We start from the raw sequence: 26,937 nt of genomic DNA on the forward strand, positions 1-26,937 counted from the left end.
GCGACCGTGCCGCGTCGCCCGCGCGTCCGGGAGCCGGGCACCGCGGTCGCCGGGCAGCGGACGCGCGATACCCCCTAGTGTGGGCGCGTGGACCAGACACTCATCGTGGCGGCGGCGGCCATCATCCGGGACGGCCGTGTCCTGGCCGCCCAGCGCGCCGAACCGCGCGCCCTGCGCGGCCGCTGGGAGTTTCCCGGCGGCAAGGCCGACCCCGGGGAGTCGGCCGCCGACGCGGTCGCCCGCGAGTGCCAGGAGGAACTGGGCGTACGCGTGCGCCCCCTGCACCAGATCGGCGGCGACGCGACCTTCCCGGCGCCCGACGCCGGACGGACGCGCCCCGCCGTGCTCCGCCTGTGGCGGGCCGACCTGGTCGAGGGCGAGCCGCGACCGCTGGAACACCTGTCCCTGCGCTGGCTCTCGGCCGCCGAGCTGCCCGGCCTGGACTGGCTGCCCGCCGACGTGCCGTTCCTCGACCCGCTGGCGGAGATCCTCACCGCCGGAGAACCGTCGCCGAGGGCCCCTCGGTGATCTGGGCTACCTGCACGTTTCCCCATCAGACCGCTTTGACCGCATAAACTGGCAACGGGCCGTGGCATTCTGCGGTCTCTACCCAGTACCAGGAGATCGAGCTTTCCCATGTCCAGCGCTACGCCCGTCGAGGGCTCCGCACGCCGCAGCGACCTCCGCAACGTCGCCATCGTGGCCCATGTGGACCACGGCAAGACGACCCTCGTTGACGCCATGCTCTGGCAGTCCGGTGTGTTCCGGGAGAACCAGGACGTCGACGACCGTGTGATGGACTCCAACGACTTGGAGCGCGAGAAGGGCATCACCATTCTCGCCAAGAACACGGCCGTGCACTACACGACGCCCGAGGGCGACGACGTCGTCATCAACATCATCGACACCCCCGGCCACGCCGACTTCGGTGGCGAGGTCGAGCGCGGCCTGTCGATGGTCGACGGTGTCGTCCTGCTCGTCGACGCGAGTGAGGGCCCGCTCCCGCAGACCCGCTTCGTGCTCCGCAAGGCCCTGGCCGCCAAGCTGCCCGTCATCCTCGTCATCAACAAGGTCGACCGGCCCGACAGCCGGATCGCCGAGGTCGTGGACGACACCTACGAGCTCTTCATGGACCTGGACGCGGACGAGTCGCAGATCGAGTTCCCGATCGTCTACACCTGCGCCCGTGACGGCAAGGCCTCCCTGGAGCGCCCCGCCAACGGCACGGTGCCCGACAACGACAACCTCGTCCCGCTGTTCTCCACCATCCTGGAGACCATCCCGTCCCCGGAGTACGTCCCCGGCGCACCCCTGCAGGCCCATGTCACCAACCTGGACGCCTCGCCGTTCCTGGGCCGCCTGGCGCTCGTGCGCGTCCAGCAGGGCGAGCTGCGCAAGGGCCAGAACGTCGCGTGGATCCGGACCGACGGCACCGTCCAGCAGGCCAAGATCACCGAGCTGCTCATGACCGACGGTCTGGAGCGCAAGCCCGCGGAGAAGGCGGGGCCCGGAGACATCGCGGCCATCGCCGGTTTCCCCGACATCATGATCGGTGAGACGCTGGCCGACCCGGAGAACCCGGTCGCCCTGCCCCTGATCAAGGTCGACGAGCCCGCGATCTCCATGACCATCGGCACCAACACCTCGCCGCTGGTCGGCAAGGTCAAGGGCGCCAAGGTCACCGCCCGCCTGGTCAAGGACCGCCTGGAGAAGGAGCTCGTCGGCAACGTCTCGCTGCGCGTGCTGCCCACCGAGCGCCCCGACACCTGGGAGGTGCAGGGCCGCGGCGAGCTGGCGCTGGCCATCCTGGTCGAGCAGATGCGCCGCGAGGGCTACGAGCTCACCGTCGGCAAGCCGCAGGTGGTCACCCGCCAGGTCGACGGCAAGGTGCACGAGCCCGTCGAGCGCCTCACCGTGGACGCCCCCGAGGAGTACATGGGTGCCATCACCCAGCTCCTCAGCGTCCGCAAGGGCCGCATGGAGAACATGGTCAACCACGGCACCGGCTGGGTGCGCATGGACTGGCTCGTCCCCTCCCGCGGCCTCATCGGCTTCCGCACCGAGTTCCTCACCGAGACCCGTGGAACCGGTATCGCCCACCACGTCTTCGAGAAGTTCGAGCCGTGGTTCGGCGAGCTGCGCACCCGCCCCAACGGCTCCCTGGTGGCCGACCGCGCCGGTGTCGCGGTCCCCTTCGCGATGTTCAACCTCCAGGAGCGCGGCACGCTGTTCGTCGAGCCCACCACCGAGGTGTACGAGGGCATGATCGTCGGCGAGAACTCGCGCGCCGACGACATGGACGTCAACATCACCAAGGAGAAGAAGCTCACCAACATGCGCTCGGCCACCGGCGACGAGCTCGTGCGCCTGGTGCCGCCGCGCAAGCTCTCCCTGGAGCAGGCCCTGGAGTTCTGCCGCGAGGACGAGTGCGTCGAGGTCACCCCGGAGCACGTGCGCATCCGCAAGGTCGTCCTGGACCAGAAGGAGCGCGGCCGGATGGCGGCCAACAAGAAGCGCCAGCAGCAGTAGTCCGCCGGCGGTCCCCGGACCGCCGCCCACTGCGTGCCGCCCCGTGGGCGGGTCGTCCCGGCGACCCGCCCACGGGGCGTTTTTCGTCCAGGTCAGCCGGGTAGACCGCTACCAGCATGAAGACCGAACCATCGTGTCCACGGTGCGGGCGCGCGGTCCAGCCTCCAGGGCTGTGGACCAGCGCCTGGGAGTGCGCCGTTCACGGGCGGGTGGCACCTCTGCAGGAGGTCCGCGCCCCGGGGACGGCCGCGCTCGAAGCACTCCTGCCGCAGGCCCGGGTCCCGGTGTGGATCCCGTGGCCACTGCCCACCGGATGGGTGGTCACCGGCTTCGCCGAAGCCGGTGACGAGCGCTCCGGAGCCGTCGCCACCGTCGTCGCCCTGTCCGGGCCCGGCCCGCTGGGCGGCATCGGCGAGGCCGCGATCGTCGCCGAGGACCCCGGAGTGGGGCTCGGCGCCCGCCTGGCCGGTCTGGAGGGCCCCGACCCGGGTGACGGCTTCGACCAGGGCGCGCCCAGCGCCAAGGTCCGCTTCGACGGCCACGAGATCGCTCTGTGGAACCTGGACGTGGGCCGCGACCGCGCCGTCTACACCGGCGAGGCGCTCGCCCACTGGCTGTGGCTGGTGTTCGCCTCGGCCGACACCGGCCTGCTCATGTGCGAGATCAACGCCCTGCGGGACCTGCGCGACATCAACGACGGGGGAGTGGGGCTGGAACCGCCGTTCGGCGCGATCAGCCCCTTTCTGACCCGCCGCCTCAAGCCGCGCCCCGCCGAGGAGTGACCGGCCGTACGGCTCCGGGCGCCACCCGCGCCCCGCGACTTACGTACAATCGCCCGGTGAAACGTATCGACCTGCACTCCCACAGTTCCGTCTCGGACGGGACCGACGCCCCCGCCGACGTCGTCGGCCACGCGGTCGCCGCGGGCCTGGACGTCCTCGCCCTGACCGACCACGACACCGTCGGGGGGATCAAGGAGGCGGCGGCCCATCTGCCCGCCGGTTTCACCCTCGTGCCCGGGATGGAGCTGTCCTGCGCCCACGCGGGCTCCAGCGTCCACCTGGTGTCCTACCTCTTCGACCCGGACCACCCCGGGCTGTCCGGCGAACTGACCCGGATCCGTTCCGACCGGGCCTCGCGTGCCCGCGAGATGGTGGACAAGCTCCGCGCGCTCGGTGTGGAGGTCACCTGGGAGCGGGTGCTGCAGATCGCCGGGGCCGGCCACGGGGAGTACGCCGACGCCAACACGATCGGCCGTCCCCACCTGGCCAGGGCCGTGGTGGAGGCGGGCGCGGCCAAGGACGTGCAGGACGCGTTCGACCGGTGGATCGGCTCCGGGGGCCCCGCCTACGCCGCGCGCTACGCCCTCGACCCGGTCCGGGCGGTGGAGCTGGTGCGCGCCGCCGGCGGCGTGTGCTCCCTGGCGCACCCGGCGCGCGCGGAGGGCTCCCTCAACGGCGCCGTGCCGGTCGAACTGGTCGAGCGCATGGTCGGGGCGGGACTCGGCGCCATCGAGGCCGACCACCCCTCGCACAACCGCGCCCAGACCAAGCAGTGGCGGGGCGTGGCCGCGGACCTGGGCGTGGTGGTCACCGGGTCCAGCGACGACCACGGCAGCCTGACCGGGCGCCGGCTCGGCTGCCGGACCACCGCCGAGGAGGCCTTCGAGGCGCTGACCGCGCCCGCGACCGGGGCCGTCCTCCTGCGCGGCTGAGGCGGCGCCCGGAAAGCGGCCGTGACCCGCGGCTCACGACCGCGGGGCCTCGGGCGAAGCGCCGTGACCGCGCCTCCTCCGGGTCGTGCTTCGACCGGCATTGGCCGAGCACCCCGGGAACGGTACGGTACGACCACAGTCGGCGTGCCGCCACAATGGTCGAAGTGCACCCATACCAGCTTGGACGAAAGGTCTGACACCGTGTTCTGGAAGCGGAAGTCGAAGAAGCAGGACGGCCAGGAGGCCACCGGTTCCGCTGCGGAGGGCGCGGTGGACACCCAGGAGGAGGTCGAGGAGGAGACCGACTCCGAGGAGACCGGCGCCACGGCCGGGGCCGCGAAGGACGAGAAGGCCGCCGAGGGCGACAAGGACGCGAAGGCCGAGAAGTCCGAGAAGGACCAGAAGGCGGAGAAGGACGACTCCGACGACGCGGCGAAGGCCGACGAGGACGCGGACACCGACGCCGAGGGCACGGACGAGAGCGCCGACGAGGACGCCGACACGGCCGAGGACACCGAGGCGGCCGACGAGTCCGAGGAGTCCGACGACGCCAAGGCCGACGCCAAGGACGAGGCCGACGCCGAGTCCGACGACGAGCCCGCCAAGGCGGCGGCGACCGACGACGTGTTCGGCGACGAGGGCCTGGGCGAGCCCGGTGTGACCGGCCCCGACTCCTCCGGCATCACCCGGGTGCGCTCCGAGGGCGTGTTCGAGTTCGACGGCACCAAGCACGAGGTCGTCAGCAACACCTGGATCGTGGACACCGGCGACGACGGCGTCATCGTCATCGACCCCGCCCACGACGCCGAGGCCATCCTCAAGGCCGTCGGCGACCGCGAGATCTACCTCGTGGCCTGCACCAACGGCTACAGCCCCCACATCGAGTCGGCCATCAAGGTCGCCGAGGAGGGTGACGCCGACATCGCGCTGCACCCGCGCGAGATGCGCATCTGGCGGCGCTTCCACGGCGCCGAGCACCGCCCCGAGATCGAGGTCGAGGGCGAGGGCTCCTTCGAGATCGGCGACCTGCGCGTGGACGTCATCGCCCTGCCCGGCACCTCCCCGGGCAGCGTCGGCTACTACATCAGCTCGCTCGGCGTGGTCTTCAGCGGCGACACCCTCCGCAGGGGCGAGCCCGGCAAGGTCGGCGACAGCGTCATCGACTACAGCAAGCAGCTCGCCTCCATCGGCGAGGCCCTGCTGTCCCTGCCCGGCGACACCCGCGTCCTGCCGGACCAGGGCCCCTCGACCACCATCGCGGCCGAGAACGCCAACTTCGACTCCTGGGTCTGACCCACTCCCGGGCCCGGTCCGCGCGCCCCGCTCCGGCGGGCGTCGACGGAACACGCCCCACGGGCACACGACGGCGCCGCCACCCGCATCGGGTGGCGGCGCCGTCGTATACACGCGTGCCGGGGCGGACTCAGCGGCGGCCCACGGACTCGGTCTCGTTCCAGAACGAGGTGAGCGCGCTGGAGGTCGTCTCGGGGGCCTCCACGTTGGGGGAGTGCCCAGCACCCGGCACCACCAGGCGCTTGGCACCCAGCCGCTTGGCCATCGAGTCCTGGGTGTCCGGCGCCCAGGCGTCGTCGTTCTCGCCGTAGAGCACCAGGGTGGGCAGCCGCAGCGCGGCCAGGTCGGCGACGCGGTCGTCGGCCCCCAACAGGTCCTCGGCGGTGTGGATGAGCCCCTGCGCGCTGCTCGACAGCAGGCGTGCGCGCAGGAACTCGCGGATCTCGGGGTCGGGGGTGCGATCGCCGGCCACGGCCTCGAACCGCTCCACCCACAGCTCTTCGAGCCGGGCGGACGTGGGGTCCATCGACAGCGCGGCGATGAGGTTGCGGGCGTTGACGGCGCCGGGCCCGTCCAGCGCGGCGGGGCCGCTGCACATCAGCGTGAGCGAGGCCAGGCCGGCGTTCTCCGACAGGGCCGTCTCACGGACCACGAGCCCGCCGAAGGAGTGGCCCACCAGGTGGACCGGACCGCCGTCGCCGACCTGGTCGACGACCTCGCCGACCACGGCGCCCAACGAGGACAGGCGGTAGTCGGGGCGCGGCGCGTCGGGGGCCAGGTCCAGGGTCTCGGGCCCGGGCGACTCGTAGGTGCCGGGCAGGTCGATGGCGACCACTTCCCGGCCGGCCTGGGCGAGGCTCTGGAGGAGGGCGATGAAGTCCTCCTTGCTGCCGGTGAAGCCGTGCACCAGGACAGCGGGGGCCAACTCGGTGCCCCCGGAGGTGGGCATGGCGCGCAGCGCGGCCACGGGACCATGGGCCAGCGGCAGGTCCGTGCGCCGCACGCCCGGCGGCAGGGAAAGGAACTGAGGTGTACTCACGTCGGGCAACCCTAGGGCATCGTCGGCGGGCGATCCCCCACCACCGCCGCCCGCCGCGCCAGTCGTCCCCGGCGTCCGGTCCTCCTGGTCGCCGGGGCGGTCACGGGCGGCGGGACCGCGGGGACACGCGGTGCCCGCTCGTGTGGTCGGCCGGGGCGCCCGCCTGCGCAGGCGCCTCGGGGGGTCAGGTGTTCTCGGGGTCCCGACGGGCGGCACCGCCACGGGTGCGGCGACGGCGGCGGACCCGACGCGTGCCCTCCTCGGAGGAGGCGCTGTCGCGGGAGTCACGGGCCGGCGCCGAGGACGCCTTCGGGGCCGTGTCCGGAGCGGTCCGGTCGGCGGCGGCCTCGGAACCCGTGCGCTCGCCACCGCGGGTGCGGCGACGGGAGCGGTTGCGGTTCCGGCCGCGGGAGCGCTCGCGGTCCTGGTCGGCGTCACGATCGCGCTTGGCGCCGCGCGGAGCACCGGTGTCACCGATGTCCTCGACCTCCTCCGCCTCCAGACCGGCGTGCGTGCGCTTCTCCGCGGCGAGTCTGCCCTTGGTCCCCTTGGGGATCCGCAGTGCCTCGAAGAAGTGCGGCGAGGTGGAGTAGGTTTCCTCCGGCTCGGCGAACGGCAGGTCGAGGGCGCCGTTGATCAGCTTCCACCGCGGCATCTCCCGCCAGTCGACGAACGTGACGGCGGTGCCCGTGCGGCCCGCGCGGCCGGTCCGGCCGATGCGGTGGGTGTAGGTCTTCTCGTCCTCGGGCGTCTCGTAGTTGACGACGTGCGTCACGTCGTCCACGTCGAGCCCGCGGGCGGCCACGTCCGTGGCGACCAGGATGTTGATCTTGCCGTTGCGGAAGGCCCGCAGGGCGCGCTCGCGCTGGCTCTGCCCGAGGTCGCCGTGGACGGCCGCGGCGGCGAAACCGCGCTCCTTGAGGTCGCCGGCCACCCGGTCGCAGGCCCGCTTGGTCTGGCAGAACACCATGCTCTGGCCGTGGTCCTCGGCCTGGAGCATGCGGGCGAGCATCTCGATCTTGTCCATCTGGTGGGTGCGGAACGCGTGCTGCGTGATCGTCCCGGTGATGGCGGAGCCGTCGATCTCGTCGTCGTCCCCGGCGCGCACGTTGGTCGGCTGCCGCAGGTACTTGCGCGAGAGCGAGACGATCTCGCTCGGCATCGTGGCCGAGAAGAGCATCACCTGGCGCTCCACCGGGATCTTGGTGAGGATGCGCTCGATGTCGGGCAGGAAGCCCAGGTCGAGCATCTTGTCGGCCTCGTCCAGGACCACCGCGGAGACCTCGTCCAGCCGCAGGTGCTTCTGGTTCTCCAGGTCCAGCAGGCGGCCCGGGGTGCCGACGACCACGTCGACGCCCTCCTTGAGGCCGTTGATCTGCGGCTCGTAGGAACGGCCGCCGTAGACGGTGAGGATGCGGGTGCCGCTGCGCTTGCTCGCGGTGGTCAGGTCCGCGGCCACCTGGATGGCCAGCTCACGGGTGGGGACCACGACGAGCGCGCGGGGCCGCTTGGGCGTCCCCGGGGCCGCCTGCGACCGCTGCAGCAGCGGGAGGCCGAAGGCCAGGGTCTTGCCGGTGCCGGTGCGCGCCTGCCCGATGATGTCGCTGCCGTGGAGCGCGATCGGGAGCGCGAGCTCCTGGATGGGGAACGGTTCGACGATCCCCTCGGCCTCCAGGGCGTCGGCGAGTTCGGTGCTGACACCGAGGTCGCGGAACGTTGTGGTGGATGTCGTAGTAACTTCTGTGCTGGTCAGGGCTCAAGCCTCCATCTTGCGCGGGCCGGGCGTTGGCGTGGCCGCGGCGGGGTGCGGTCGCGAGCGGCTCCTGGCCGCCGCGGAGGGCGCGGCTCACCGACTGCCCGCTCCCTGCGGGACGTCTCGGCGGCGCTGCCGTCTGGACCGGCGCGGCGCGAGGGGTACCCGGCCGCGGATCGGGTCCATCCGCTGCTCTGTCGTGTGTGAGGGGACCGGTCACGGCGAGAGGGATCGCGGTGTCCCCGCGGTCGCGGGGCTCCGGGCTCTCGCGGTCTCGGCCGCCAAGCCCGATGGTGCTCCGCACACGCCGGTCATCACCGTGAGTCTAGCTGGTGATGACTGGTGTGGACATAGCAGTTCATCGGGTTGTGGACGGCGTGGATCTACCCGTTCCCAGACGGTGCAACCACGGCGCGGCGGCGAATAGTCCTCGGGCGCCCGGAAGACGGGGCCTTCGGTCCTTCCGGTGCGTTCCCTCGTTCCTCGGAAACGCACCTCCAGGCCCTCCAGGACCCGTCGGCGCCCTCCCTGTGCTTGCCTTGGGCCTCCGCTCGTTCCTCGCTTCGGCCCGATCAACCCCCCTGTGGTTCCGGCGGGCACGCCCGTTCGCCTTCGACCCCCTGTGGTTCCGGTGCGCGGGGTCGCGCGTCTTCAACCCCCTGCGGTTCCCGCAAACGGGGCCGTTCGCCTTTGACCCGCTGGGGCCCCGGGAGCGGGGCTTTCGCGCCTTCCTGTGCGTTCGCTCGGTCCTCGCTTCGGCTCGGGCGCTGCTTGGAGTCGGGGCCTTCGTGCCTTGACCCGTCGGATCCCTCACCCGCGTGGGGCCCTGGGGGCACCGTGAGCGGGACCGCTGGCCCTTGACCCCTGCTCGTCTCCCCGGTTCGTGCCCCCTGTTCGCTTCACCCAGGATCCGCCCCTGGGTCACGCCGACTCGCGCCCTCCCCCTGCTCGCCCGGGTCCGTCCCAGGGCGGCCCCGGTCAGCCTTCTGGCCCGGATCGGCCGCCTGGGTGCACCGTGAGTGGGACGGTGTCCGCTCGAGTGCTGCCGAGACGGGTGCCGGCGTGTGCGGGTTACCCTGTCGGGCATGACCACAGGCCACACCGCCCCTCCGGGCGTGATCGATCTGCTCGGGCTGCTCGCGTACGCGGAGCTCGGCTCCTTCTTCCGCCTCGCCGACGACGCGGGCCTGGCCCCGTCCCTGCGGAGCAAGGGCCAACTGGCCGCGCTCGCGGCGACGGAGCAGGCCCACTACCAGGCGCTGCACGACCGCCTGGCGGAGCTCGGCGTCGATCCCGAGGAGGCCATGGAGCCGTTCGTGGCGCCGCTGGACCTCTGGCACGAGCGGACCGAGCCGCAGAGCTGGCTGGAGAGCCTCGTCAAGACCTACGTCGGCGACGGGATCGCGGGTGACTTCTATCGCAAGGTCGCCGAGCTGGCGGACGAGGAGACGCGGATCCTGGTCGAGGGCGTGATGGCCGAGACCGGGCGGGCCGAGTTCGTGGCCGAGACGGTGCGCGCCGCCCTGGAGGAGGACCCCAAGCTCGCCGGGCGCCTGTCCCTGTGGGCCCGCCGCCTGGTCGGCGAGGCGCTCAGCCAGGCGCAGGCCGTGGCCGTGAGCCGCCCGGAGCTGGCGACGCTGCTGGCCGGGAAGGCTCCGGAGGCCCGGGAGGGCTCCGACGCGGGCATCGGCGACCTGGCCGCCGTCAGCAGGATGTTCGCCTCACTCACGGACCGCCACGCCGGGCGGTTGAAGGCGATGGGTCTGGCGGAATAGCCGCCAGCCAGGGCGGACCGGCCAGCGGATCGGAACCGGGACGTGCGTCAAGGCGGGGTCAAGTTCAACACTTTTGTGACGATTCATTGGTCAAGGCATCGTATAGTTTGTGACGATTCCCGTCTCCTGACCGCGCGAGTAGGTACTTCCATGCCCCGTGGGACCTCCGTACGCCACCCGCTGGCCGGACTCACCCGTGACTTCCACCGGATCGGCCCGCTGAGCGGCGCGCTCGACCCCTGGATCAGTGCTGAGCTGGACCAGCACGCCGCCGACGTGTGCCACGGCATCGTCTCCTCGGGCAGCGAGCTCAACGCCGACACGCTCGGAACGTACCTGCACGGATTCATCGACGGCTGCCTGGAGCGCGGTTGGGACTCCGCCGCCGTGGACTACGACTGGGAGACACTTCGGATTCTCGCGATCTGCCGCCTGGCCAAGGATCGGGGCTTCGTCCGCTAGGTTGGTGACGTCCGCGGGTCGGCCGTGACCCACGACGCGAGGTTCCTCGCGGTCGCCTGCCCTTCCGGTTCTCCGGCGAAACGCCGGCTCTGGGCGTACGCTGAACTTATCGGTGGCTCCATTGATACCTCGACGGTTTGGTTCGTGCCCCGCGGAACGCGACCTGGGATTGACGGTGTCACGCGGTTCCGAACGGACGCGTGCGCCGGAACTTGCGGAGCGGCCTGCGGAGCCGCGAGAAAGGAATGCGAATGAGGAGCGGTCGGCATGGGGCGGCTCGCCCACCGGTCGGCGTCCTGATCCAACAGGACCGAGTCGACTTCGCGCTTTTCGTACTGATCATCGTCGTCGCGCTGGTCTCGATGGTCTTCACCGGTCCGGGAAGCATCGTCTTCTGGCTGGCCTTCATTCCGATCATCGCGACCGTGGTCCTGGCGTTCCGCCGGATCGAGCACCTGTCCCGCCTGGAGCTGAACGACTCGGAGTTCATGTAGCGGGCGCACACGCGACGAGGGCGGAGCCGTACGGCCCCGCCCTCCGTTGGTCCGCGGCCGCGGAGCGGCCCGTCGGCGTCCCCGGCTACGCCGGAGGCCGACCCGGCGCCTGCGGTCGGGCCGCGGCGCGTGCGGCGTCCTCCTCGCGCCCCTGGCGCTCCGTGGCGGCGCGGCTCATGGCCGCCTCGCGACCGGCCTGGTAGCTGCCCTCCTCCGTGAGCTTCGAGGTCTCCTGTTCGGCCCTGTCGAGCCAGCGGGACCAGCGGGACTGCATGGGCCCGATGAGCCCGCCGCCGACACCGACGACCAGGATGCCGCCGACGGTGGCCAGCACGGCGATGAGCACCGGCGTGGTGACCGTGGTGGCGACGCCCATCTGGTTCAGCGCGGCGATGATACCCAGGGCCAGAATGGCCACCGCGGCCACGTTGGCCAGGAGTCGTCCGTAGGACAGGGCGCCGAGGGCACCGCTGACGATGTCGCGGACGGCCTTGGCGAGCATCGCGGTCACCACGACGATCACGAGCGCGACGATGCCGCGCGGGATCCAGGCGATGACCTCGCTGAGCAGCTGGCTGACCGGGTTCGGTCCGAAGACGTTGAACGCGAGCGTCAGCACGAACAACAGTCCGACGTAGTAGATGATCTTTCCGCACAGCTCGCTGGCGCTCCACCGGCTGCGCTCGAAGTACTCGCCCACACCTCCGCGGTGCAGAGCACGGTCCAGTCCGACGCTGTGCAGGCCCTTGCCGACCCCCTTGCCCACGAACCAGGCGATGATCCAGCCGAGGACCAGGATCACCAGGAATCCGAGCAGCAGCGGCGCGAAGCTCGCGACCGCCTCCCAGGCCGTCGTCAGGCCCTGACCGATGTCCATAACGTCTTCACCCCCGAATCGCTTGTTCCGACAGGGCGCTGATTGCCCCCTATGCGGATACGCGAGGAGAAGTGCCGTACTTCTCAATCCGGCGATACCCGTCGAACGGGGATCGAACCGTTTGGAGCGCTTGAGTTGTGCCTATTGCGATGAATTTAATGAACCATGGGAAAACCGTGGGGGAGAATCATTCCGCATTCGGGGACAATACGCCCGGGACGACTGGTTCCGCCACACACAAAGGACCCCCGGGCGACAATGCGCCCGGGGGTCCTGTTGTCGGCACGCCGGCGTTGCGGCGGGAGTCCCCGCCTAGGAGCCCTGCTCCTCGTTCGTGCGCTGGAGGTCCCAGCCGCTGATGCCGCGCCAGGCCAGGCGGGCCACCAGCGTCTCGGCGGCCTCCTTGGGGATGGCGCCGTAGTTGTTGAGCCAGTACCGGGCGCTGGTCTCCGCCATGCCGACCAGGCCGATGCTCAGCAGGTGCGCCTCCTCGTCGGAGATGCTGGTGTCCTGCCGGATCACGTCGCCGATCAGCTCGGCACAGCGCTGGAAGGTCTGCTCGCTCTTCTCCCGCACCGCGGGCAGGTTGCGCAGGTCCGACTCGAACACGAGCCGGAAGGCCTCGCCGTCGCCGGCCACGAAGTCGAAGTAGGCGCGGAAGCTCGCGGTCACCCGCTGGCGGTTGTCGTCGGTGCTCTCCAGCGCCTCCCGCTGCTTCTGGACCAGCTCCTCGGAGTGCTCCTCCAGAAGGGCGAGGTAGAGCTCCAGCTTGCCTGGAAAGTGCTGGTACAGGACGGGCTTGCTGACCCCGGCGCGGTCGGCGATCTCGTCCATCGCGGCCGCGTGGTAACCGCGGGCGACGAAGACCTCCTGAGCTGCGGCCAGGAGTTGGCGGCGGCGCCTGACCCGGGGCAAGCGGGTGCCCCGGGCGCGGGCGTCTGAAGGAGCTGTCACACCCACACCCTCCGAACTCGGCATGGCAGATGCGCGCCATCTCCGAACATCTGCGTGGCTAGCGCTGTGCCGACGCGGCTCGGTTCGGCCCGCCGTCCCACAGCCTTTCTGCCATCTTACTCCCGCGTAGGTTCGGAGTGGGCAGGGCGAGGCGGGTCCGGGCCCCCACGGCCCGGTGCGGGGGTCAGCGGTGCTCGTCCTCGTCATCGGTGCCCGCCTCGCGCAACTGCTCCACGAAGTCGCCCTCGGCGGCCTCCCCGGCGGTGCCCTCCGAGGCCGCCGCCAACCAGTCGTCGTCGCCCTCGCCCGTGGCGGCGCGCTGCTCGGCCGCGTCGGCCTCCGGGACCTCGGGGTCCTCGTCGCCGCTCGTCCGGCCGCGCCGTTCGTTCTGTGCCACGGTGGCCTCCTCACGTCGTCGCTGAGCGTACGAACGACACTACCCGCCCGTGCGCCGGCGTTCGGGGAGAGCGCGCGGGGCGAACCCGCAGGCCCGGGCGTTTCGGGCCGGAACCCGGCCGTCCGGCGGGTACGGTGTGCCGCTGGTCTCCCCGGGGTGGGAATGCAATACCCCACCCGTTAGGTTGGGTATCAGTGAAAGCACGCTTCGCGCCCCGAGCCCCTCGCCCGGAGACACCTCCGGCACGGGCGGGACGAAGCACCGTGAGACAGAGATGAGGAGTCACCGTGTCGCTGCCGCCGCTGGTGGAACCAGCCGACGAGCTGACCGTGGACGAGGTGCGCCGCTACTCGCGCCACCTGATCATCCCCGACGTGGGCATGGACGGGCAGAAGCGCCTGAAGAACGCCAAGGTGCTGGTCGTCGGCGCGGGCGGTCTGGGCTCCCCGGCGCTGCTCTACCTCGCCGCCGCGGGCGTGGGCACGCTCGGCATCATCGACTTCGACGTCGTGGACGAGTCCAACCTCCAGCGCCAGATCATCCACGGCCAGAGTGACGTGGGCCGTCCCAAGGCCGAGTCCGCCCGGGACAGCATCAAGGAGGTGAACCCCAACACGAACGTGATCCTGCACCAGGACCGCCTGGAGTCGGACAACGCGTTGGAGATCTTCGCCGACTACGACCTGATCCTGGACGGCACCGACAACTTCGCGACCCGCTACCTGGTCAACGACGCCGCCGTGCTGCTGAACAAGCCGTACGTGTGGGGTTCGATCTACCGCTTCGACGGCCAGGTCAGCGTCTTCTGGAACGAGTACGGGCCCCAGTACCGCGACCTGTACCCCGAGCCCCCGCCGCCCGGGATGGTGCCCTCCTGCGCCGAGGGCGGCGTGCTGGGCGTGCTGTGCGCCTCCATCGGGTCGGTCATGGTGAACGAGGCCATCAAGCTGATCACCGGCATCGGTGACCCGCTGGTCGGCCGCCTGCTCATCTTCGACGCCCTGGAGATGACCTGGCGCGAGGTCAAGGTCCGCAAGGACCCCGACACCGAGCCGGTCACCGAGCTCATCGACTACGAGGCCTTCTGCGGGGCCGTGTCGGAGGAGGCCACCGAGGCCGCCGCCGGATCCACGATCACCGCGGGCGAGCTCAAGGACCTGCTCGACAACAAGCCCGACGACGTCTTCCTCGTGGACGTTCGCGAGAAGAACGAGTGGGAGATCGTCAACATCCCGGGCGCGGTGCTCATCCCCAAGGGTGAGTTCCTCAACGGCAAGGCGCTGGAGCAGCTGCCGCAGGACAAGCGCATCGTCCTGCACTGCAAGTCGGGCGTGCGCTCGGCCGAGGCGCTGGCGGCGGTGCACGCCGCCGGGTTCGCGGACGCCGTGCACGTGGGCGGCGGCGTCCTGGCCTGGATCAACCAGGTGGACCCCAGCCTGCCCGTCTACTAGACGCGCTGGGGCAACACCGAGGGAACGCGGATCCCGCGACGGCGCCGGAGTCGACCGACTCCGGCGCCGTTCCGCGTCCGAGTGGGTACAAGTCCTGGTAGAGGCTGTGGAGCCGACATCCGGTCGCGGCCCGCCGCTGGGAGGTGGCGCTATGCGCAAGGAAGCACGCTGGACGGATCTGGCGCTGGTCGTCGTGGGGCTGGCCCTGGCCCTGAGCTACCTGTGGCACGGAATGCTGGGCTTCGGCGGAGGCTCGATGCTGGTGCTCGGGACGGCCGCCATCGTGGCCGCGATCCTCTCGCTCACCCGCCCCGGAGCCGTGTCGAGCGAGATCGCCGCCACCGTGATCGGAGTCCTGGCCTTCGTCCTGCCGTGGGTGGTGGGGTTCACGCACGAGCCCGTGGCCGCCTGGTCGGCATGGATCCTCGGCGCGGGCATCGCCGCTGTGGGCGCGTACGGCCTGGTCATGGCCGTCCGGGCCCGCCGCCGCGACCCGGAGCTGGCCTGGACCCAGCACGTCGTCGGGCGCCTTTGAGACGGGGCCTTCGGTCCTTCCGGTGCACTCCCTCGTTCCTCGGGAGTGCACCTCCAGGCCCTCCAGGACCCGTCGGCGCCCTCCTTGCGCTTTTTCTGGGCCTCCGCTCGTTCCTCGCTTTGGCCCGATCAACCCCCCTGTGGCTTTTGAGACGGGGCCTTCGGTCCTTCCGGTGCGCTCCCTCGTTCCTCGGGGGTGCACCTCCAGGCCCTCCAGGACCCGTCGGCGCCCTTCCTGTGCTTGTTTTGGGCCTCCGCTCGTTCCTCGCTTTGGCCCGATCAACCCCCCTGTGGCTTGAGCGGACTCGGCCCGTGCCGGGGCGCCCGAACCCATAGGCTGCGTCGTGTGACGAACCCAGCCGAGCGCACGGACCCGGAGGCCGGGCCGGACGAGTACTCCGACGAGGTCCTCGCCGTGGTCGAGGCCATCCCGTCCGGGCGCGTGATGAGCTACGGCGACATCGCCGAGTACGTGGGGCGCGGCGGACCGCGCCAGGTCGGCACCGTCATGTCCACCTGGGGCGGGGGAGTTCCCTGGTGGCGTGTGGTGCGCGCCGACGGCCGGCCGGCGTCCGGCCACGAGGTCCGGGCGCTGTCCCACTACGCCGCCGAGGGCACCCCGATGCGTCCCGGCAGCGACCGCGTGGACATGCGCCGGGCCCGGTGGGACGGGCACTCCCGGGACTGAGGAGCACCCGGCGCCGTCCCGGGGCGTCCGGGATGGTCGCCGCCCTCTGGTGAACTGGAGGCGTGGAACATCCCAGGTACCGACTCGTACGGCGCGCCCACCAGGTGCAGCCGCCTCCGGTGCTGGACGTCAACCAGCAGCGCGTGGTCGACCACGAGGGCGGCCCGCTACTGGTCCTGGCCGGACCCGGGACCGGCAAGACCACCACCATCGTCGAGGCGGTCGTGGACCGCGTGGAGCGGCGCGGCGTGGACCCGTCGCGGATCCTCGTGCTCACCTTCAGCCGCAAGGCCGCCCAGGAGCTGCGCGAGCGCATCACCGCCCGCCTGCGCCGCACCACCCGCGAACCGCTCGCCCTGACCTTCCACAGCTACGCCTACGCCCTCATCCGCCGCGAGTTCCAGCGTATGGGCGACCTGCCGCCCCGGCTGCTGTCCGGGCCCGAGCAGCTGATGGAGGTGCGCGAACTCCTCACCGGGGAGTTCGGCGACGGCGCCGGGGACTGGCCCGAGCGCCTGCGCCCGGCCCTGGAGACCCGCGGCTTCGCCGAGGAGCTGCGCGACTTCCTCATGCGCGCCCAGGAGCGCGGCCTGGGACCCGCCGAGCTCGACCGCCTCGGCCGTGAGCGCGAGCGCGATGACTGGACGGCGGCGGCCGGGTTCCTGGACCGCTACACCGGGCGGTTCGACATCGCGCCCGTGCCCACGCTCAACTACGCCGAACTCGTCCGCGTGGCCGCCAACATGCTCGCCGACCCCGGGGTGCGGGCCCGCGAGCGCGCCGCCCACGAGACCGTGTTCGTCGACGAGTACCAGGACACCGACCCCGCCCAGGAGGAACTCCTGCGCGCCCTGGCCGGGGACGGCCGCGACCTCATCGCTGTCGGCGACCCCGACCAGTCCATCTACGCCTTCCGCGGCGCCGAGGTCGGCAACATCCTCGGCTTCCCGCACCGCTTCCCCACCCGGGAGCGCGCCCCGGCGCCCGTCGTGGCCCTGCGCACCTGCCGCCGCAGCGGCGCCGTGCTGCTGTCCGCCTCACGCGCCCTGACGCGCCGCCTGCCGGCCGTCCCCGCCCCGGGGGGACACGTCAACGAGCACCGCGACCTCAAGCCGGCCGACGGCGTGCCCGAGGGCGAGGTGCGCGTCATGCTGGCGGAGAGCACCACCCAGGAGGCGGCGGTCATCGCCGACACCCTGCGCCGCGCCCACCTGGTCGACGGCGTGCCGTGGTCGGACATGGCCGTCCTCGTGCGCTCGTCCGCCCGCCAGCTCCCGGTGCTGCGGCGCGCCCTCACGGCCGCCTCCGTCCCGGTCGTCGTGGGCTCCGACGACCTCCCGGTGGCCGCCGAGCCCATCGTGCGGCCCCTGCTCGGCCTCATCCGCTACGGACTGGCCCCCGACCGGCTCGACGACGAGGCCGCCCGCGAACTCCTCACCAGCCCCTTCGGCGAGGCCGACTCGGTGCGGCTGCGCCGCCTGCTGCGCGCCCTGCGACGCCTGGACCTGGACCGCGCCCGCGAGGGCGACGGCGGCTACCGCCCCTCCGCGCAGCTGCTCGTGGACGCCCTGCGCGACCCCCGCGAGCTGGCCCTGGTCGATCCCGAGGTCGCCGCGCCCGCCACCCGGGTCGCCACCGCGCTGCGCACCGTGCGCACGCTCGCCGCCCGGGGCGCCGACGCCGAACAGGTCCTGTGGGAGCTGTGGCGCGACAGCGGGCTGTCCGACCGCCTGCTGCGCGCCAGCCTGGCCGGGGGCCGCCGCGGCGCCGCCGCCGACCGCGACCTCGACGCCGTGGTCGCGCTCTTCGAGAGCGCCGCCCGCTACTGCGACCGGCTGCCCCCCGGCGCCCCCGCCGGGTTCCTGGAGGACCTGGCCGCCCAGGAGATCCCCGGCGACAGTCTCGCCGAGCGCGCGCCCGAGGGCGAGGCCGTGCGCATCCTCACCGCGCACCGCTCCAAGGGCCTGGAGTGGGGCCTGGTCGTCGTCGCCGGCGTCCAGGAGGGGGAATGGCCCGACCTGCGGCTGCGCGGATCCCTGCTCGGCGTCGAGGAACTCGTGGACGCCGACGTGCACGCCGCCGACTCCTCCGGCGCGGCGCTCGCCTCCAAACTCCTGGACGAGGAGCGCCGACTGTTCTACGTGGCCCTGACCCGGGCCCGCCGCACGCTCGTGGTCACCGCCGTGGGCGGCGAGGACACCGACGAACGCCCCTCCCGCTTCCTGGCGGAGATGGGCGCGGGCGACCCCGAGCCGGTCAACACCGGCCGCCGCTGGCTCTCCCTGCCCGCGCTCGTGGCCGACCTGCGCTCGGTGGTCACCGACCCCTCCGCGCCCGAACCCCTGCGGGAGGCAGCCGCCACCCACCTGGCCCGCCTGGCCGAGGAGGGCGTGCGCGGCGCCGACCCCTCCGAGTGGTACGCGCTGACCCCCTTCAGCGACGAGCGCCCCCTGGCCGGGGAGGAGGACACCATCCGGGTCTCGCCCTCCCAGGTGGACAGCTTCACCAACTGCCAGCTGCGCTGGCTGCTGGAACGCGCCGCGGGCGCCTCCTCGGGCGACTCCGCCTCCGCCCTGGGCACGGTCGTGCACGCCGTGGCGGTGCTCGTCGCGCAGGGCAGCAGCGCCGACGAGATCGGCGCGCGCATGGACGAGATCTGGTCCGACCTGGACTTCGGCGGACCCTGGCAGGCCGACAAGCAGCGCGAGCGCGCCGACGAGATGGTCCGCAAGCTCGTCGCCTGGGACGCCGGGAACGACCGCGAACTCGTCGTCACCGAGGAGGGCTTCAAGGTCGACGTCGGCGGGATCGAGATCACCGGCCGCGTCGACCGCCTCGAACGCGACGACCAGGGCCGCGCCGTGGTCGTCGACATCAAGACCGGCGCCACCAAGGCGGACGACCTGGCCCGCCACCCCCAGCTCGGGGTCTACCAGATGGCCGTGCTCAAGGGCGCCTTCGCCAAGCTCGGCCTCACCGAGCCCGGCGGTGCCTCGCTCGTTCAGGTCGGCGGGGCCGCCTTCTCCACCAAGGTGCGGGAACAGCCGCAGCCGCCCCTGGGCGAGGACCCCGACCCCGGGTGGGCCCAGGACCTGGTGCGCGAGGTCGCCACCGGTATGGGAGGCTCCCGGTTCACCGCCACCCGCAACAAGGGCTGCAGGTCGTGCGCCGTGCGCGCCTGCTGCCCGGTCCAGGACGAGGGCCGACATGTCTGAACCCGAGCAGGCCGCCGGCCGGCCGCCCCTGCCCCGCTTCTCCCCGCCCGAGCTGGCCCGCCTGCTCGGACAGCCCGAACCGACCGCGGAGCAGGCCGAGGTGATCTCCGCGCCCCTGGAGCCGGGCGTGGTCATCGCCGGCGCCGGCTCCGGCAAGAGCGAGACGATGGCCTCGCGCGTGGTCTGGCTGGTCGCCAACGGGCTGGTGCGCCCCGAACACGTGCTCGGCCTGACCTTCACCCGCAAGGCCACCGCCGAGCTCGCCGAACGTGTCCGCAAGCGCCTGGAGCAGCTGCGCGCCACCGAGCAGTTCCCCGAGGAACTGCTGGACGGCGAGCCCACGGTGTCCACGTACAACGCCTACGCAGGGCGCATCGTCGCCGACCACGCCCTGCGCGAGGCGGTCGAGCCCACCGCGCGCCTGCTCAGCGAGGGCCAGTCGTGGCAGATCGCCGCCCGCGTGGTCGGCGAGTACGACGGGCCCATGGACCTCGTCACCGTGGGGGCCGACACCGTCATCCAGCGGGTGCTCCACCTGTCGGGCGAGATCGCGGACCACCTCACCACGACCGACCAGGTCCGGGGCGTGGGCCGCTGGATCCAGGCGGGCGTGGACGCGCTGCCCAAGAAACCCGTGAAGGACACCCGCGACCTCGTCGACACCCAGCGGCGCCGTGAGCAGCTCCTGCCGCTCGTGGAGCGCTACAACCACGCCAAGCACGTGCGCGAGGCGATGGACTTCGGCGACCAGATGGCGCTGGCCGCGCGGATCGCCGAGCACCACCCCGAGGTCGGACTCATCGAGCGCGGCCGGTACCGCGTGGTGCTCCTGGACGAGTACCAGGACACCAGCCACGCCCAGCTCGTCCTGCTGAGATCGCTGTTCGGCGACGGCCACGCCGTCACGGCGGTCGGCGACCCCTGCCAGTCCATCTACGGGTGGCGCGGCGCCATCGCGGCGAACCTCACCCGCTTCCCCACCGACTTCCCGGTCGGACCCGGCCGCCCCGCGCCGGTCCGCCGCCTGTCCACCAGCTTCCGCAACGGTGAGCGGATCCTCGGGGTCGCCGCCCGCATCGCCGAACCGCTGCGGGCCGAGGCCCGCGACGTCCCCGTCCTGCATCCGGGCCCCGCCCGGCGCGGCCGGGGCACCACGGTCACCGGGCTGTTCCACACCGAGACCGAGGAGGCCGCCTGGATCGCCGACCAGGTGCACAGCCTCGTGCACGCCGAACCCGGCGAGCCCGGCAGCGCCCACACCGCTCCCGACTTCCTCGCCTGGCCCGAGGGCGAGTCCGGCGGCGCAGTGGACGGCGGGACCGGTCCCGGCGACATCGCGATCCTGTGCCGCAAGCGGGCGCAGTTCCCGCCGCTGCGCGAGGCCCTGGAGGCCCTCGACATCCCGGTGGAGGTCGTGGGCCTGGGCGGACTCATGCTCGTCCCCGAGGTCCGCGACATCATCGCCACCCTGCGCGTGGTCCACGACGCCTCCGCGGGCAACGAGCTGGCCCGCCTGCTGACCGGGCCCCGCTGGCGGATGGGACCCCGCGACCTGGCCGCCCTGGGCTCGCGCGCGGCCGAACTGGCCCGGCACACCCGCCGCGACCTCACCGACGCGGCCCCGGAGGAGCCGGGGGACGCGGGCGACGACGCCGGCGAGGACCTGCTGCGCCGGACCGTCCTGGACCTGACCGCGGAGAGCGGCAGCCTCGTCGACGCCGTGGACGACCCCGGCCCGGCGGAGAACTACTCCGCGACCGCCTACGAGCGCCTGGGGCTCCTGGCCGAGGAGCTGCGTTACCTGCGCAAGCTCGTCGGCCAGCCGCTGCCCGACCTGGTCACCGAGATCGAGCGGATGCTGGGCCTGGACATCGAGGTGGGGGCGCGCTCCGGGCGCGACCCGCTCTCGGCGCGGGCCGACCTGGACGCGTTCGTCGACCACGCCGTCCGGTTCGTCGGCAACAGCGAGGACCCCACGCTCGGCAGCTTCCTCAGCTACCTCAACGCGGCCGAGGAGAACGAGAGCGGGCTGGCGCCCGGCGAGCGGGTCGGCGGCTCCGACAGCGTCAAGCTCATGACGATGCACGGCGCCAAGGGCCTGCAGTGGCCGGTCGTCTTCGTGCCGGGGGTGAGCGCGGGCACGTCGGCGCCGCTGTTCCCGGCCAAGGCCCGCGACGCGCTCGCCTGGGTCAGGGCCGACCGCCTGCTGCCCTACCCGCTGCGCGGCGACCGCGCGAGCCTGCCGGTCCTGCGCGGCGTCGGCAAGGACGACATCGCGGCGTTCAAGGCGGAGGAGGAGGCGCGCCACCTCATGGAGGAGCGGCGGCTGGCCTACGTCGCCGTCACCCGGGCCTCGTTCGCCCTGGTGTGCACCGGGCACTGGTGGGGCCGCACCGGAACCACGCCGCGCGGGCCCTCCGCGTTCCTGGACGAGGTCAGGCGGGCGTGTGAGAACGGTTCCGGCTCCGTGGCGCGCTGGGACCCGCCGCCGGACCCCGAGGCGACCAACCCGCACGAGGAGGAGGACGACACCGCCGTGTGGCCGCCAGTGGAGCACACCGCCACGGAGGCACCGGGCGCCGACGCCGACGGGGCGGCCGGCCCGGAGTCGGACCCTGACCCGCGGGAGGCCCGCCGGGCGCAGATCGCCGCGGGCGCCGCCCTGGTCGAGCGCGCCCGGGCCGACCTCCTGGCGGGGGAGACGGAAGGGAGCGCCCCGGCCCCGGCCGGCCTGCGCCGGCGCCTCCAGGGCTGGGAGCGCGACACCGAGCTGCTGTTGGCGCACCGCCACCAGGAGGCCGCCGGGCCCGGGGAGGGGCCGGTCCAGGTCGAGCTGCCCGCGCACCTGTCGGTGTCGTCGATGGTGTGGCTGGCGCGCGACCCGGAGGCGCTCGCCCGCCAGATCCGGCGCCCGCTGCCGCGCCCGCCGGCCCCGCACACCCGCCGGGGCACCGCGTTCCACACGTGGCTGGAGCAGCGCTTCGGCCACGAGGCCACGCTCCTCGACGAGCTCCCCGGCGCCGCCGACGAGACCGCCGGGCGGGACGAGGACCTCGCCGAGCTGCAGCGGTGCTTCGAGGAGAGCGAGTGGGGCGCGCGGACGCCCGTCGAGGTCGAGGTGCCCTTCGAGACGGTCATCGGCGACCGCCTCATCCGCGGCCGGATGGACGCGGTGTTCCTCGACGCCGCGACGGGCACCTACGACGTCGTCGACTGGAAGACCGGACGCCCGCCCGGCAACGACGCCGAGCGCCGGGCCGTGGGCGTCCAGCTGGCCGCCTACCGGCTGGCCTGGTCGGACCTGGCCGGAGTGGGCCTGGAGGACGTGCGCGCGGCCTTCCACTACGTCGGCGCCGGGGAGACCGTGCGCCCGGCGGACCTGCTCGACGCCGACGGCCTGGCCGCGCTCATCGCGGCCGTCCCCGAGCCGGGGTAAGGGGGTGCCGCGCCGGAGGCGTCTGTTGAGGGTGGCCCGCCCTTCGCGCAGCGCTCCCGGGCGGTGGCGGGTGACGGGTGACGGGTGGGAGCGTCAGATCATGCCGAAGACGAACCCGCCGGCCGAGTCGGTGTCGTCGCCGAACAGGAACGCCCGGGCCGAGAGGACGAACTCCTCACGGCTGATGAACCCGTCGCCGTCGGTGTCCAGGGCCTTGAACCGGTCCCACGCGGTGTCGACGGCCACGCCCAGGACCTCCGCGTACTCGACGTACTCGGCCTCGCTGATCGTGCCGTCGTCGTCGGCGTCCAGGAGGTCGAAGGCGGCCTCGGCCACGCCCTCGGTCATGTTGAACCGGCTCCGGTCCTCCGAGGCGGCGTGCAGCGCGGCGACGAACGTCTCCCGGTCCAGGCTCGACTCGAACGCCGACGAGTGCCGCAGCAGCTCCAGCCACAGCATGTGGTACGAGGTCTGGATGGCCTGCATGCGGCGGTCGTTCTCGTCCAGCGAGTACCCGGCGACGTAGCGGTCGACCAGGCGCTTGTAGTCGTCCCAGGTGATCGACTTGTCGTTGTCGGAGTCGAGCGTGTCGAAGAGCCGGCCGAACCGCTCGGCGATGGCGGCTGAGGGAGCAGAACCCACGGTGTTCCTCTCGTCGTCGGGCGGGCGGTTCCCGCCCCGTGCACATTCGAGTCTCCCGCAGCCGAAACGGTTCCGCGCCGGTCCGGGTTCGCCCGAGCCGGGAACGCCCGGGACCGGGGCGGGGTCCGTGATGGTTCGTCCAGGTTCTAGTCTCGGATCCGACAAGGATGTCTAGACGAGGACGGCAGATGGACGCGCGCGCCTACATCGAGGACCACCGGGAGGAGTTCCTCTCCTCCCTCAAGGCCTGGCTGGAGATCCCCTCGATCTCCGCCGACCCCGAGCACCACGGCGACGTGCGCCGGTCGGCCCGCTGGCTGGCCGACCACCTCACCGCCACCGGCTTCCCCACGGTCGAGGTCTGGGAGACCCCGGGCCTGCCCGCCGTGTTCGCCGAGTGGCCCGCGGCCGACCCCGGCGCGCCCACCGTGCTCGTCTACGGACACCACGACGTCCAGCCGGTCGACCCCGTCGAGGCCTGGCGCACCGAGCCCTTCGTCCCCACCGAGATCGGGACCTCCCTGTACGCGCGCGGGGCCTCCGACGACAAGGGGCAGGTCCTCTTCCACGCGCTCGGCGTGCGCGCCGCCCTGGCCGCCTCCGGCGCCGACGCCCCGCCCGTCACCGTCAAACTCCTCGTCGAGGGTGAGGAGGAGTCCGGCTCGGTCCACTTCGCCGAGCTGCTGCGTGACCGGCGGGACCGGCTCGACTGCGACGTGGCCGTCATCTCCGACACCACCATGTGGGCCGCCGACACGCCCTCGATGTGCGTGGGCATGCGCGGCGTCACCGACGTCGAGATCAGCCTCTACGGCCCCACGATGGACCTGCACAGCGGATCCTTCGGCGGCGCCGTCCCCAACCCGCTCAAGGCCATGAGCGACCTGCTGTCCGGGCTGCACGACGCGGACCACCGCGTCGCGGTCCCCGGCTTCTACGACGGTGTCGTCGAGGCCGGCCCGGAGGAGCGCGCGCTCATCGCCGAACTGCCCTTCGACGAACGGGAGTGGCTCAGGACCGCCGCCTCCACGGCCACCTGGGGCGAGGCCGGATACAGCACGCTGGAGCGGGTCTGGCTGCGCCCGACCGCCGAGATCAACGGCATGTGGGGCGGCCACACCGGCGCCGGCGGCAAGACCATCGTGCCCCGCTCCGCCCACGCCAAGGTCAGCTTCCGGCTCGTCCCGGGCCAGGAGCCGCTGCGCGTCCAGGACCGCGTGCGCGCCTACGTGGAGGCCAACACCCCGGCGGGCCTGCGGGCCGAGCTGGAGTTCGGCGGCCCCGGCGTGCGGGCCTGCGCCTCCGACCTGTCCTCGGCCGCGGTCAAGGCGGCCCGTGCGGCCATGGAGCGGGCGTTCGGCACCCGCGTGCTCTACACCCGCGAGGGCGGCAGCGGACCCGAGGCCGACATCGCCGAGGCGCTCGGCGCCCCGCTGGTGTTCCTCGCCGTCGGACTCGACGAGGACCGCATCCACGCCCCGAACGAGAAGGTCGAGGTCCCCCTGCTGCTCAAGGGCGCCGAGAGCGCCGCCTACCTGTGGGCGGGGCTCGCGGCGCAGATGTGAGACGTCCCAGGTCGCCAAGAGGCACGGCTGGTGTTAGTCCTGTAGACGTAAGGCCTGGCCGTACCGGCCGCCCGAGTTCTGGAAGGTTCCATGGACGCCGACGCGATCCCCGCACTGTCCCGCTCCACCATCGACCCCGCAGGCCACCGGCGTCTCGACGAGGCCTGGCTGGACAAGGCCTGGGCGGATCCAGCGTCGCGCGTCCTGGTCCTGGAGAGCGGTGATCCCGGCCACCACGGGTGGCAGGCGCTCATGGCCAAGCAGTCCCGGGCGCTGGTCTCCACCGGAGAGCGGCCCGAACTGGTCCTCTCCAACCCCCTCCAGGCGCCGGAGGGCGAGCGCTACCTGCTCGGCGTCGAGGACGGGCGGGCCTACTTCGCGGTGCGCGCCCCCACCGAACTCGTCGCGGGCCCGCACGCCAGGCCCGCCTCGCTCCGGGAGGTCGGCGCCGTTCTGGACGACCGCGACACCGGCCTGCTCACCCGGGCGATCGCCCTCGCCAACTGGAACGCCACGCACGGGTTCTGCCCGCGCTGCGGCGCCCGTACCGCCATGGCGGCGGCCGGCCACGTGCGCGTGTGCGAGGAGGAGGGCACCGAGCAGTACCCCCGGATGGACCCGGCCGTGATCATGCTGGTGCACCGCGAACGCGACGGCCGCGAGGAGATGCTCCTGGGCAACAACCCCAACTGGGACGCCCGCCGCTTCTCCGTCCTGGCGGGGTTCGTGGACGCGGGCGAGTCGCTGGAACAGGCCGTCGTCCGCGAGGTCGCCGAGGAGGCGGGCGTGGTGGTGGAGGAGCCGAAGTACCTGTCCTCCCAGCCCTGGCCGTTCCCGCGCAGCCTGATGATGGGCTACACCGCGCGCGCCGTCGGCGAGACCGAGCGCACCGACGACGAGATCGCCGTGACGCGCTGGTTCACCCGCCCCGAGCTGTGGGACGCGCTCCGGGCCGAGGAGGTCCTGCTCCCGGGCCGGGTCTCCATCGCCCGGACCCTCATCGAGCACTGGTACGGCGGGGAGCTCCCCGGCGGGTGGTGACCGGGGGAGTCCCGCGGATCCGGGGCAGGGGCTTCGCCGTAGGCGTCCGTTGAGGGGAGGTGCCCGCCCCCGTTCGCACCGCGGGCACGGTGGTGGGCGACGGGTGCAGGGGCCGCGCCGTAGGCGTCCGTTGAGGGGAGGTGCCCGCCCCCGTCCGCACCGCGGGCACGGTGGTGGGCGACGGGTGGGCTAGCGGGGGGTCGTGCCGTCGAGCTCGTCCGGCAGCGTCGTCAGGGGGCTGGTGCTGCTCTCCACCACGTCGCGGGCCAGGTCGGCGACCTTGCGCCCGCGGGACCGGGCGGACGAGCGCAGCCGCTCGAAGGCCTCCCTCGGCGCCATCGTGTGCCGTTCGGCCAGGACCCCGATCGCCTGCTCCACGACCACGCGCGAGTGCAGCGCGTGCTCCAGCTGCGCGATGGTGTGCCGCAGCCGCTCCACCTCGGACGCGTCCTCGGGCGCGCGTCCGGGGGCCTGCGCGCGCGGCTGCGGTACGCCCGCCTCGCTGGTGAGCAGGTCCGCGAGGACCATCGCGCTCACCAGGTCGGGGACCTCCTGCGCGGCGCCGACGCGCCAGCCGGTCGGCGTGCGCCGGACCACGCCGACGTCCGCCCCGCCGGCGACCGCCATGTCATGAGACCTCATGTCGTCCCCCAACTCAACACTCCCCGTCGTGATCGTCCTGTGCGCCGACCGGGCGGGCGTGGGGGCCGCTCGGCCGCGGTCCCGCCGCGGCCGGGGCCTCCGTCGCACCTGGGTGCTCGGGAGGCCCGAGTTCCGTCCTACGCCAACTCGGCCAGCTTCTTCTTCACCTGAGCGAGCGACGGGTTGGTCATCGCCGCTCCGTCAGAGAAGACCACCGTGGGGACCGTTTGGTTCCCTCCGTTGACCTTCATCACGAACTCGGCGGACTCCGGGTGCTCCTCGATGTTCACCTCACGTCCGGTGATCCCCTCGCGGGCCAGCTGGCTCTTGAGCCGCTTGCAGTAGCCGCACCAAGGAGTGGTGTACATCGTGAACTGGTCGGTGGCCGTCGTCGTCATCTCGCTCACGTCGTCCTGTCTACGGTCGTGGGAATCGT

Annotated in this window: 23 protein-coding genes; 15 read left to right on the plus strand and 8 right to left on the minus strand. The window is 72.7% G+C overall.

What is annotated here, in order from left to right; all coding sequences use genetic code 11:
* Window positions 1-87 precede the first annotated feature (87 nt).
* The 5 genes from HNR10_RS21320 to HNR10_RS21340 all read left to right on the plus strand — a co-directional run bounded on the left by HNR10_RS21320 (window position 88) and on the right by HNR10_RS21340 (window position 5,536).
* A complete protein-coding gene (locus HNR10_RS21320; protein WP_179826270.1) occupies window positions 88-528 on the plus strand; it encodes a (deoxy)nucleoside triphosphate pyrophosphohydrolase in 441 nt (146 codons plus the stop codon).
* Between the two features lie 108 nt (window positions 529-636).
* Window positions 637-2,529 carry a translational GTPase TypA gene (gene typA, locus HNR10_RS21325; protein ID WP_179826272.1) on the plus strand — a complete coding sequence of 631 codons (1,893 nt, stop codon included), beginning with the start codon at window positions 637-639 and terminating at the stop codon, window positions 2,527-2,529.
* Between the two features lie 116 nt (window positions 2,530-2,645).
* Window positions 2,646-3,311, plus strand: a complete 666-nt coding sequence (locus tag HNR10_RS21330) for a DUF6758 family protein (protein ID WP_179826274.1) — start codon at window positions 2,646-2,648, stop codon at window positions 3,309-3,311.
* A gap of 56 nt (window positions 3,312-3,367) precedes the next feature.
* On the plus strand, window positions 3,368-4,243 hold the full coding sequence (locus HNR10_RS21335) for a PHP domain-containing protein (RefSeq protein ID WP_179826276.1): 876 nt from the start codon (window positions 3,368-3,370) through the stop codon (window positions 4,241-4,243).
* Between the two features lie 201 nt (window positions 4,244-4,444).
* The gene (locus HNR10_RS21340; RefSeq protein ID WP_179829874.1) at window positions 4,445-5,536 is read left to right on the plus strand and encodes an MBL fold metallo-hydrolase; all 1,092 of its coding nucleotides are present in this window, start codon (window positions 4,445-4,447) and stop codon (window positions 5,534-5,536) included.
* 130 nt (window positions 5,537-5,666) lie between these two features.
* Here the strand turns inward: HNR10_RS21340 and HNR10_RS21345 are convergent, their stop codons facing one another.
* On the minus strand, window positions 5,667-6,575 hold the full coding sequence (locus HNR10_RS21345; protein ID WP_312889366.1) for an alpha/beta fold hydrolase: 909 nt from the start codon (window positions 6,573-6,575) through the stop codon (window positions 5,667-5,669).
* 184 nt (window positions 6,576-6,759) lie between these two features.
* Entirely contained in the window at window positions 6,760-8,250 is a 1,491-nt protein-coding gene (locus HNR10_RS21350; protein WP_218898859.1) for a DEAD/DEAH box helicase, read from the minus strand.
* A 1,163-nt stretch (window positions 8,251-9,413) separates the two neighbouring features.
* On the opposite strand from HNR10_RS21350, the gene HNR10_RS21355 reads away from it, so the two are divergent.
* The 3 genes from HNR10_RS21355 to HNR10_RS21365 all read left to right on the plus strand — a co-directional run bounded on the left by HNR10_RS21355 (window position 9,414) and on the right by HNR10_RS21365 (window position 11,059).
* Entirely contained in the window at window positions 9,414-10,103 is a 690-nt protein-coding gene (locus HNR10_RS21355; RefSeq protein WP_179826278.1) for a ferritin-like fold-containing protein, read from the plus strand.
* A gap of 150 nt (window positions 10,104-10,253) precedes the next feature.
* Window positions 10,254-10,565 carry a DUF6401 family natural product biosynthesis protein gene (locus tag HNR10_RS21360; protein ID WP_179826280.1) on the plus strand — a complete coding sequence of 104 codons (312 nt, stop codon included), beginning with the start codon at window positions 10,254-10,256 and terminating at the stop codon, window positions 10,563-10,565.
* A gap of 251 nt (window positions 10,566-10,816) precedes the next feature.
* Entirely contained in the window at window positions 10,817-11,059 is a 243-nt protein-coding gene (locus tag HNR10_RS21365; protein WP_121180647.1) for a hypothetical protein, read from the plus strand.
* Window positions 11,060-11,144: 85 nt separating this feature from the next.
* Here the strand turns inward: HNR10_RS21365 and HNR10_RS21370 are convergent, their stop codons facing one another.
* The 3 genes from HNR10_RS21370 to HNR10_RS21380 form a co-directional block, all read right to left on the minus strand.
* The gene (locus tag HNR10_RS21370; protein ID WP_179826282.1) at window positions 11,145-11,936 is read right to left on the minus strand and encodes a mechanosensitive ion channel family protein; all 792 of its coding nucleotides are present in this window, start codon (window positions 11,934-11,936) and stop codon (window positions 11,145-11,147) included.
* A 312-nt stretch (window positions 11,937-12,248) separates the two neighbouring features.
* Complete coding sequence (locus HNR10_RS21375) at window positions 12,249-12,890, minus strand: TetR/AcrR family transcriptional regulator (protein WP_179826284.1); 642 nt, start codon at window positions 12,888-12,890, stop codon at window positions 12,249-12,251.
* Window positions 12,891-13,074: 184 nt separating this feature from the next.
* Window positions 13,075-13,287 (minus strand): hypothetical protein, encoded by a 213-nt coding sequence (locus HNR10_RS21380; protein WP_179826287.1) that lies wholly within the window; start codon window positions 13,285-13,287, stop codon window positions 13,075-13,077.
* Between the two features lie 287 nt (window positions 13,288-13,574).
* Here HNR10_RS21380 and moeZ point away from each other — a divergent pair, with 287 nt between their 5' ends.
* The 5 genes from moeZ (at window position 13,575) to HNR10_RS21405 (ending at window position 22,611) form a co-directional block, all read left to right on the plus strand.
* Window positions 13,575-14,738: an adenylyltransferase/sulfurtransferase MoeZ gene (gene moeZ, locus HNR10_RS21385; RefSeq protein ID WP_179826289.1), complete on the plus strand. Its 1,164-nt coding sequence runs from the start codon at window positions 13,575-13,577 to the stop codon at window positions 14,736-14,738.
* Window positions 14,739-14,889: 151 nt separating this feature from the next.
* A complete protein-coding gene (locus HNR10_RS21390) occupies window positions 14,890-15,273 on the plus strand; it encodes an SPW repeat protein (RefSeq protein WP_179826291.1) in 384 nt (127 codons plus the stop codon).
* 345 nt (window positions 15,274-15,618) lie between these two features.
* The gene (locus tag HNR10_RS21395; protein ID WP_179826292.1) at window positions 15,619-15,960 is read left to right on the plus strand and encodes an MGMT family protein; all 342 of its coding nucleotides are present in this window, start codon (window positions 15,619-15,621) and stop codon (window positions 15,958-15,960) included.
* Window positions 15,961-16,022: 62 nt separating this feature from the next.
* On the plus strand, window positions 16,023-19,175 hold the full coding sequence (locus HNR10_RS21400; RefSeq protein WP_312889367.1) for an ATP-dependent helicase: 3,153 nt from the start codon (window positions 16,023-16,025) through the stop codon (window positions 19,173-19,175).
* Entirely contained in the window at window positions 19,168-22,611 is a 3,444-nt protein-coding gene (locus HNR10_RS21405; RefSeq protein WP_179826294.1) for an ATP-dependent helicase, read from the plus strand. Before HNR10_RS21400 ends, HNR10_RS21405 begins: the two co-directional genes overlap by 8 nt.
* Before the next feature lie 93 nt (window positions 22,612-22,704).
* Here HNR10_RS21405 and HNR10_RS21410 read toward each other — a convergent pair whose 3' ends face one another.
* The gene (locus tag HNR10_RS21410; RefSeq protein WP_179826297.1) at window positions 22,705-23,253 is read right to left on the minus strand and encodes an EF-hand domain-containing protein; all 549 of its coding nucleotides are present in this window, start codon (window positions 23,251-23,253) and stop codon (window positions 22,705-22,707) included.
* Window positions 23,254-23,441: 188 nt separating this feature from the next.
* Between HNR10_RS21410 and HNR10_RS21415 the strand changes: the two genes are divergently transcribed.
* Together HNR10_RS21415 and nudC are read left to right on the plus strand one after the other, a co-directional pair.
* Complete coding sequence (locus HNR10_RS21415) at window positions 23,442-24,818, plus strand: dipeptidase (RefSeq protein ID WP_179826299.1); 1,377 nt, start codon at window positions 23,442-23,444, stop codon at window positions 24,816-24,818.
* Window positions 24,819-24,908: 90 nt separating this feature from the next.
* Entirely contained in the window at window positions 24,909-25,859 is a 951-nt protein-coding gene (nudC, locus tag HNR10_RS21420; protein WP_179826301.1) for an NAD(+) diphosphatase, read from the plus strand.
* Between the two features lie 189 nt (window positions 25,860-26,048).
* Here nudC and HNR10_RS21425 read toward each other — a convergent pair whose 3' ends face one another.
* Both HNR10_RS21425 and HNR10_RS21430 read right to left on the minus strand, forming a co-directional pair.
* On the minus strand, window positions 26,049-26,501 hold the full coding sequence (locus HNR10_RS21425; protein WP_246406347.1) for an ANTAR domain-containing protein: 453 nt from the start codon (window positions 26,499-26,501) through the stop codon (window positions 26,049-26,051).
* A gap of 137 nt (window positions 26,502-26,638) precedes the next feature.
* Window positions 26,639-26,899 (minus strand): mycoredoxin, encoded by a 261-nt coding sequence (locus tag HNR10_RS21430; protein ID WP_179829879.1) that lies wholly within the window; start codon window positions 26,897-26,899, stop codon window positions 26,639-26,641.
* Window positions 26,900-26,937: the final 38 nt, after the last annotated feature.

Source organism: Nocardiopsis aegyptia (assembly GCF_013410755.1).
In the GTDB taxonomy this organism is placed as follows: domain Bacteria; phylum Actinomycetota; class Actinomycetes; order Streptosporangiales; family Streptosporangiaceae; genus Nocardiopsis; species Nocardiopsis aegyptia.

What these genes read in the sequence shown, in the direction of transcription:
- HNR10_RS21370 (WP_179826282.1), bottom strand. Translation starts at nt 11,936, where the DNA reads ATGGACATCGGTCAGGGCCTGACGACGGCCTGGGAGGCGGTCGCGAGC.
- HNR10_RS21365 (WP_121180647.1), top strand. Translation starts at nt 10,817, where the DNA reads ATGAGGAGCGGTCGGCATGGGGCGGCTCGCCCACCGGTCGGCGTCCTG.
- HNR10_RS21360 (WP_179826280.1), top strand. Translation starts at nt 10,254, where the DNA reads ATGCCCCGTGGGACCTCCGTACGCCACCCGCTGGCCGGACTCACCCGT.
- HNR10_RS21405 (WP_179826294.1), top strand. Translation starts at nt 19,168, where the DNA reads ATGTCTGAACCCGAGCAGGCCGCCGGCCGGCCGCCCCTGCCCCGCTTC.
- nudC (WP_179826301.1), top strand. Translation starts at nt 24,909, where the DNA reads ATGGACGCCGACGCGATCCCCGCACTGTCCCGCTCCACCATCGACCCC.
- HNR10_RS21430 (WP_179829879.1), bottom strand. Translation starts at nt 26,899, where the DNA reads ATGACGACGACGGCCACCGACCAGTTCACGATGTACACCACTCCTTGG.
- HNR10_RS21415 (WP_179826299.1), top strand. Translation starts at nt 23,442, where the DNA reads ATGGACGCGCGCGCCTACATCGAGGACCACCGGGAGGAGTTCCTCTCC.
- typA (WP_179826272.1), top strand. Translation starts at nt 637, where the DNA reads ATGTCCAGCGCTACGCCCGTCGAGGGCTCCGCACGCCGCAGCGACCTC.
- HNR10_RS21355 (WP_179826278.1), top strand. Translation starts at nt 9,414, where the DNA reads ATGACCACAGGCCACACCGCCCCTCCGGGCGTGATCGATCTGCTCGGG.
- HNR10_RS21330 (WP_179826274.1), top strand. Translation starts at nt 2,646, where the DNA reads ATGAAGACCGAACCATCGTGTCCACGGTGCGGGCGCGCGGTCCAGCCT.
- HNR10_RS21425 (WP_246406347.1), bottom strand. Translation starts at nt 26,501, where the DNA reads ATGAGGTCTCATGACATGGCGGTCGCCGGCGGGGCGGACGTCGGCGTG.
- HNR10_RS21390 (WP_179826291.1), top strand. Translation starts at nt 14,890, where the DNA reads ATGCGCAAGGAAGCACGCTGGACGGATCTGGCGCTGGTCGTCGTGGGG.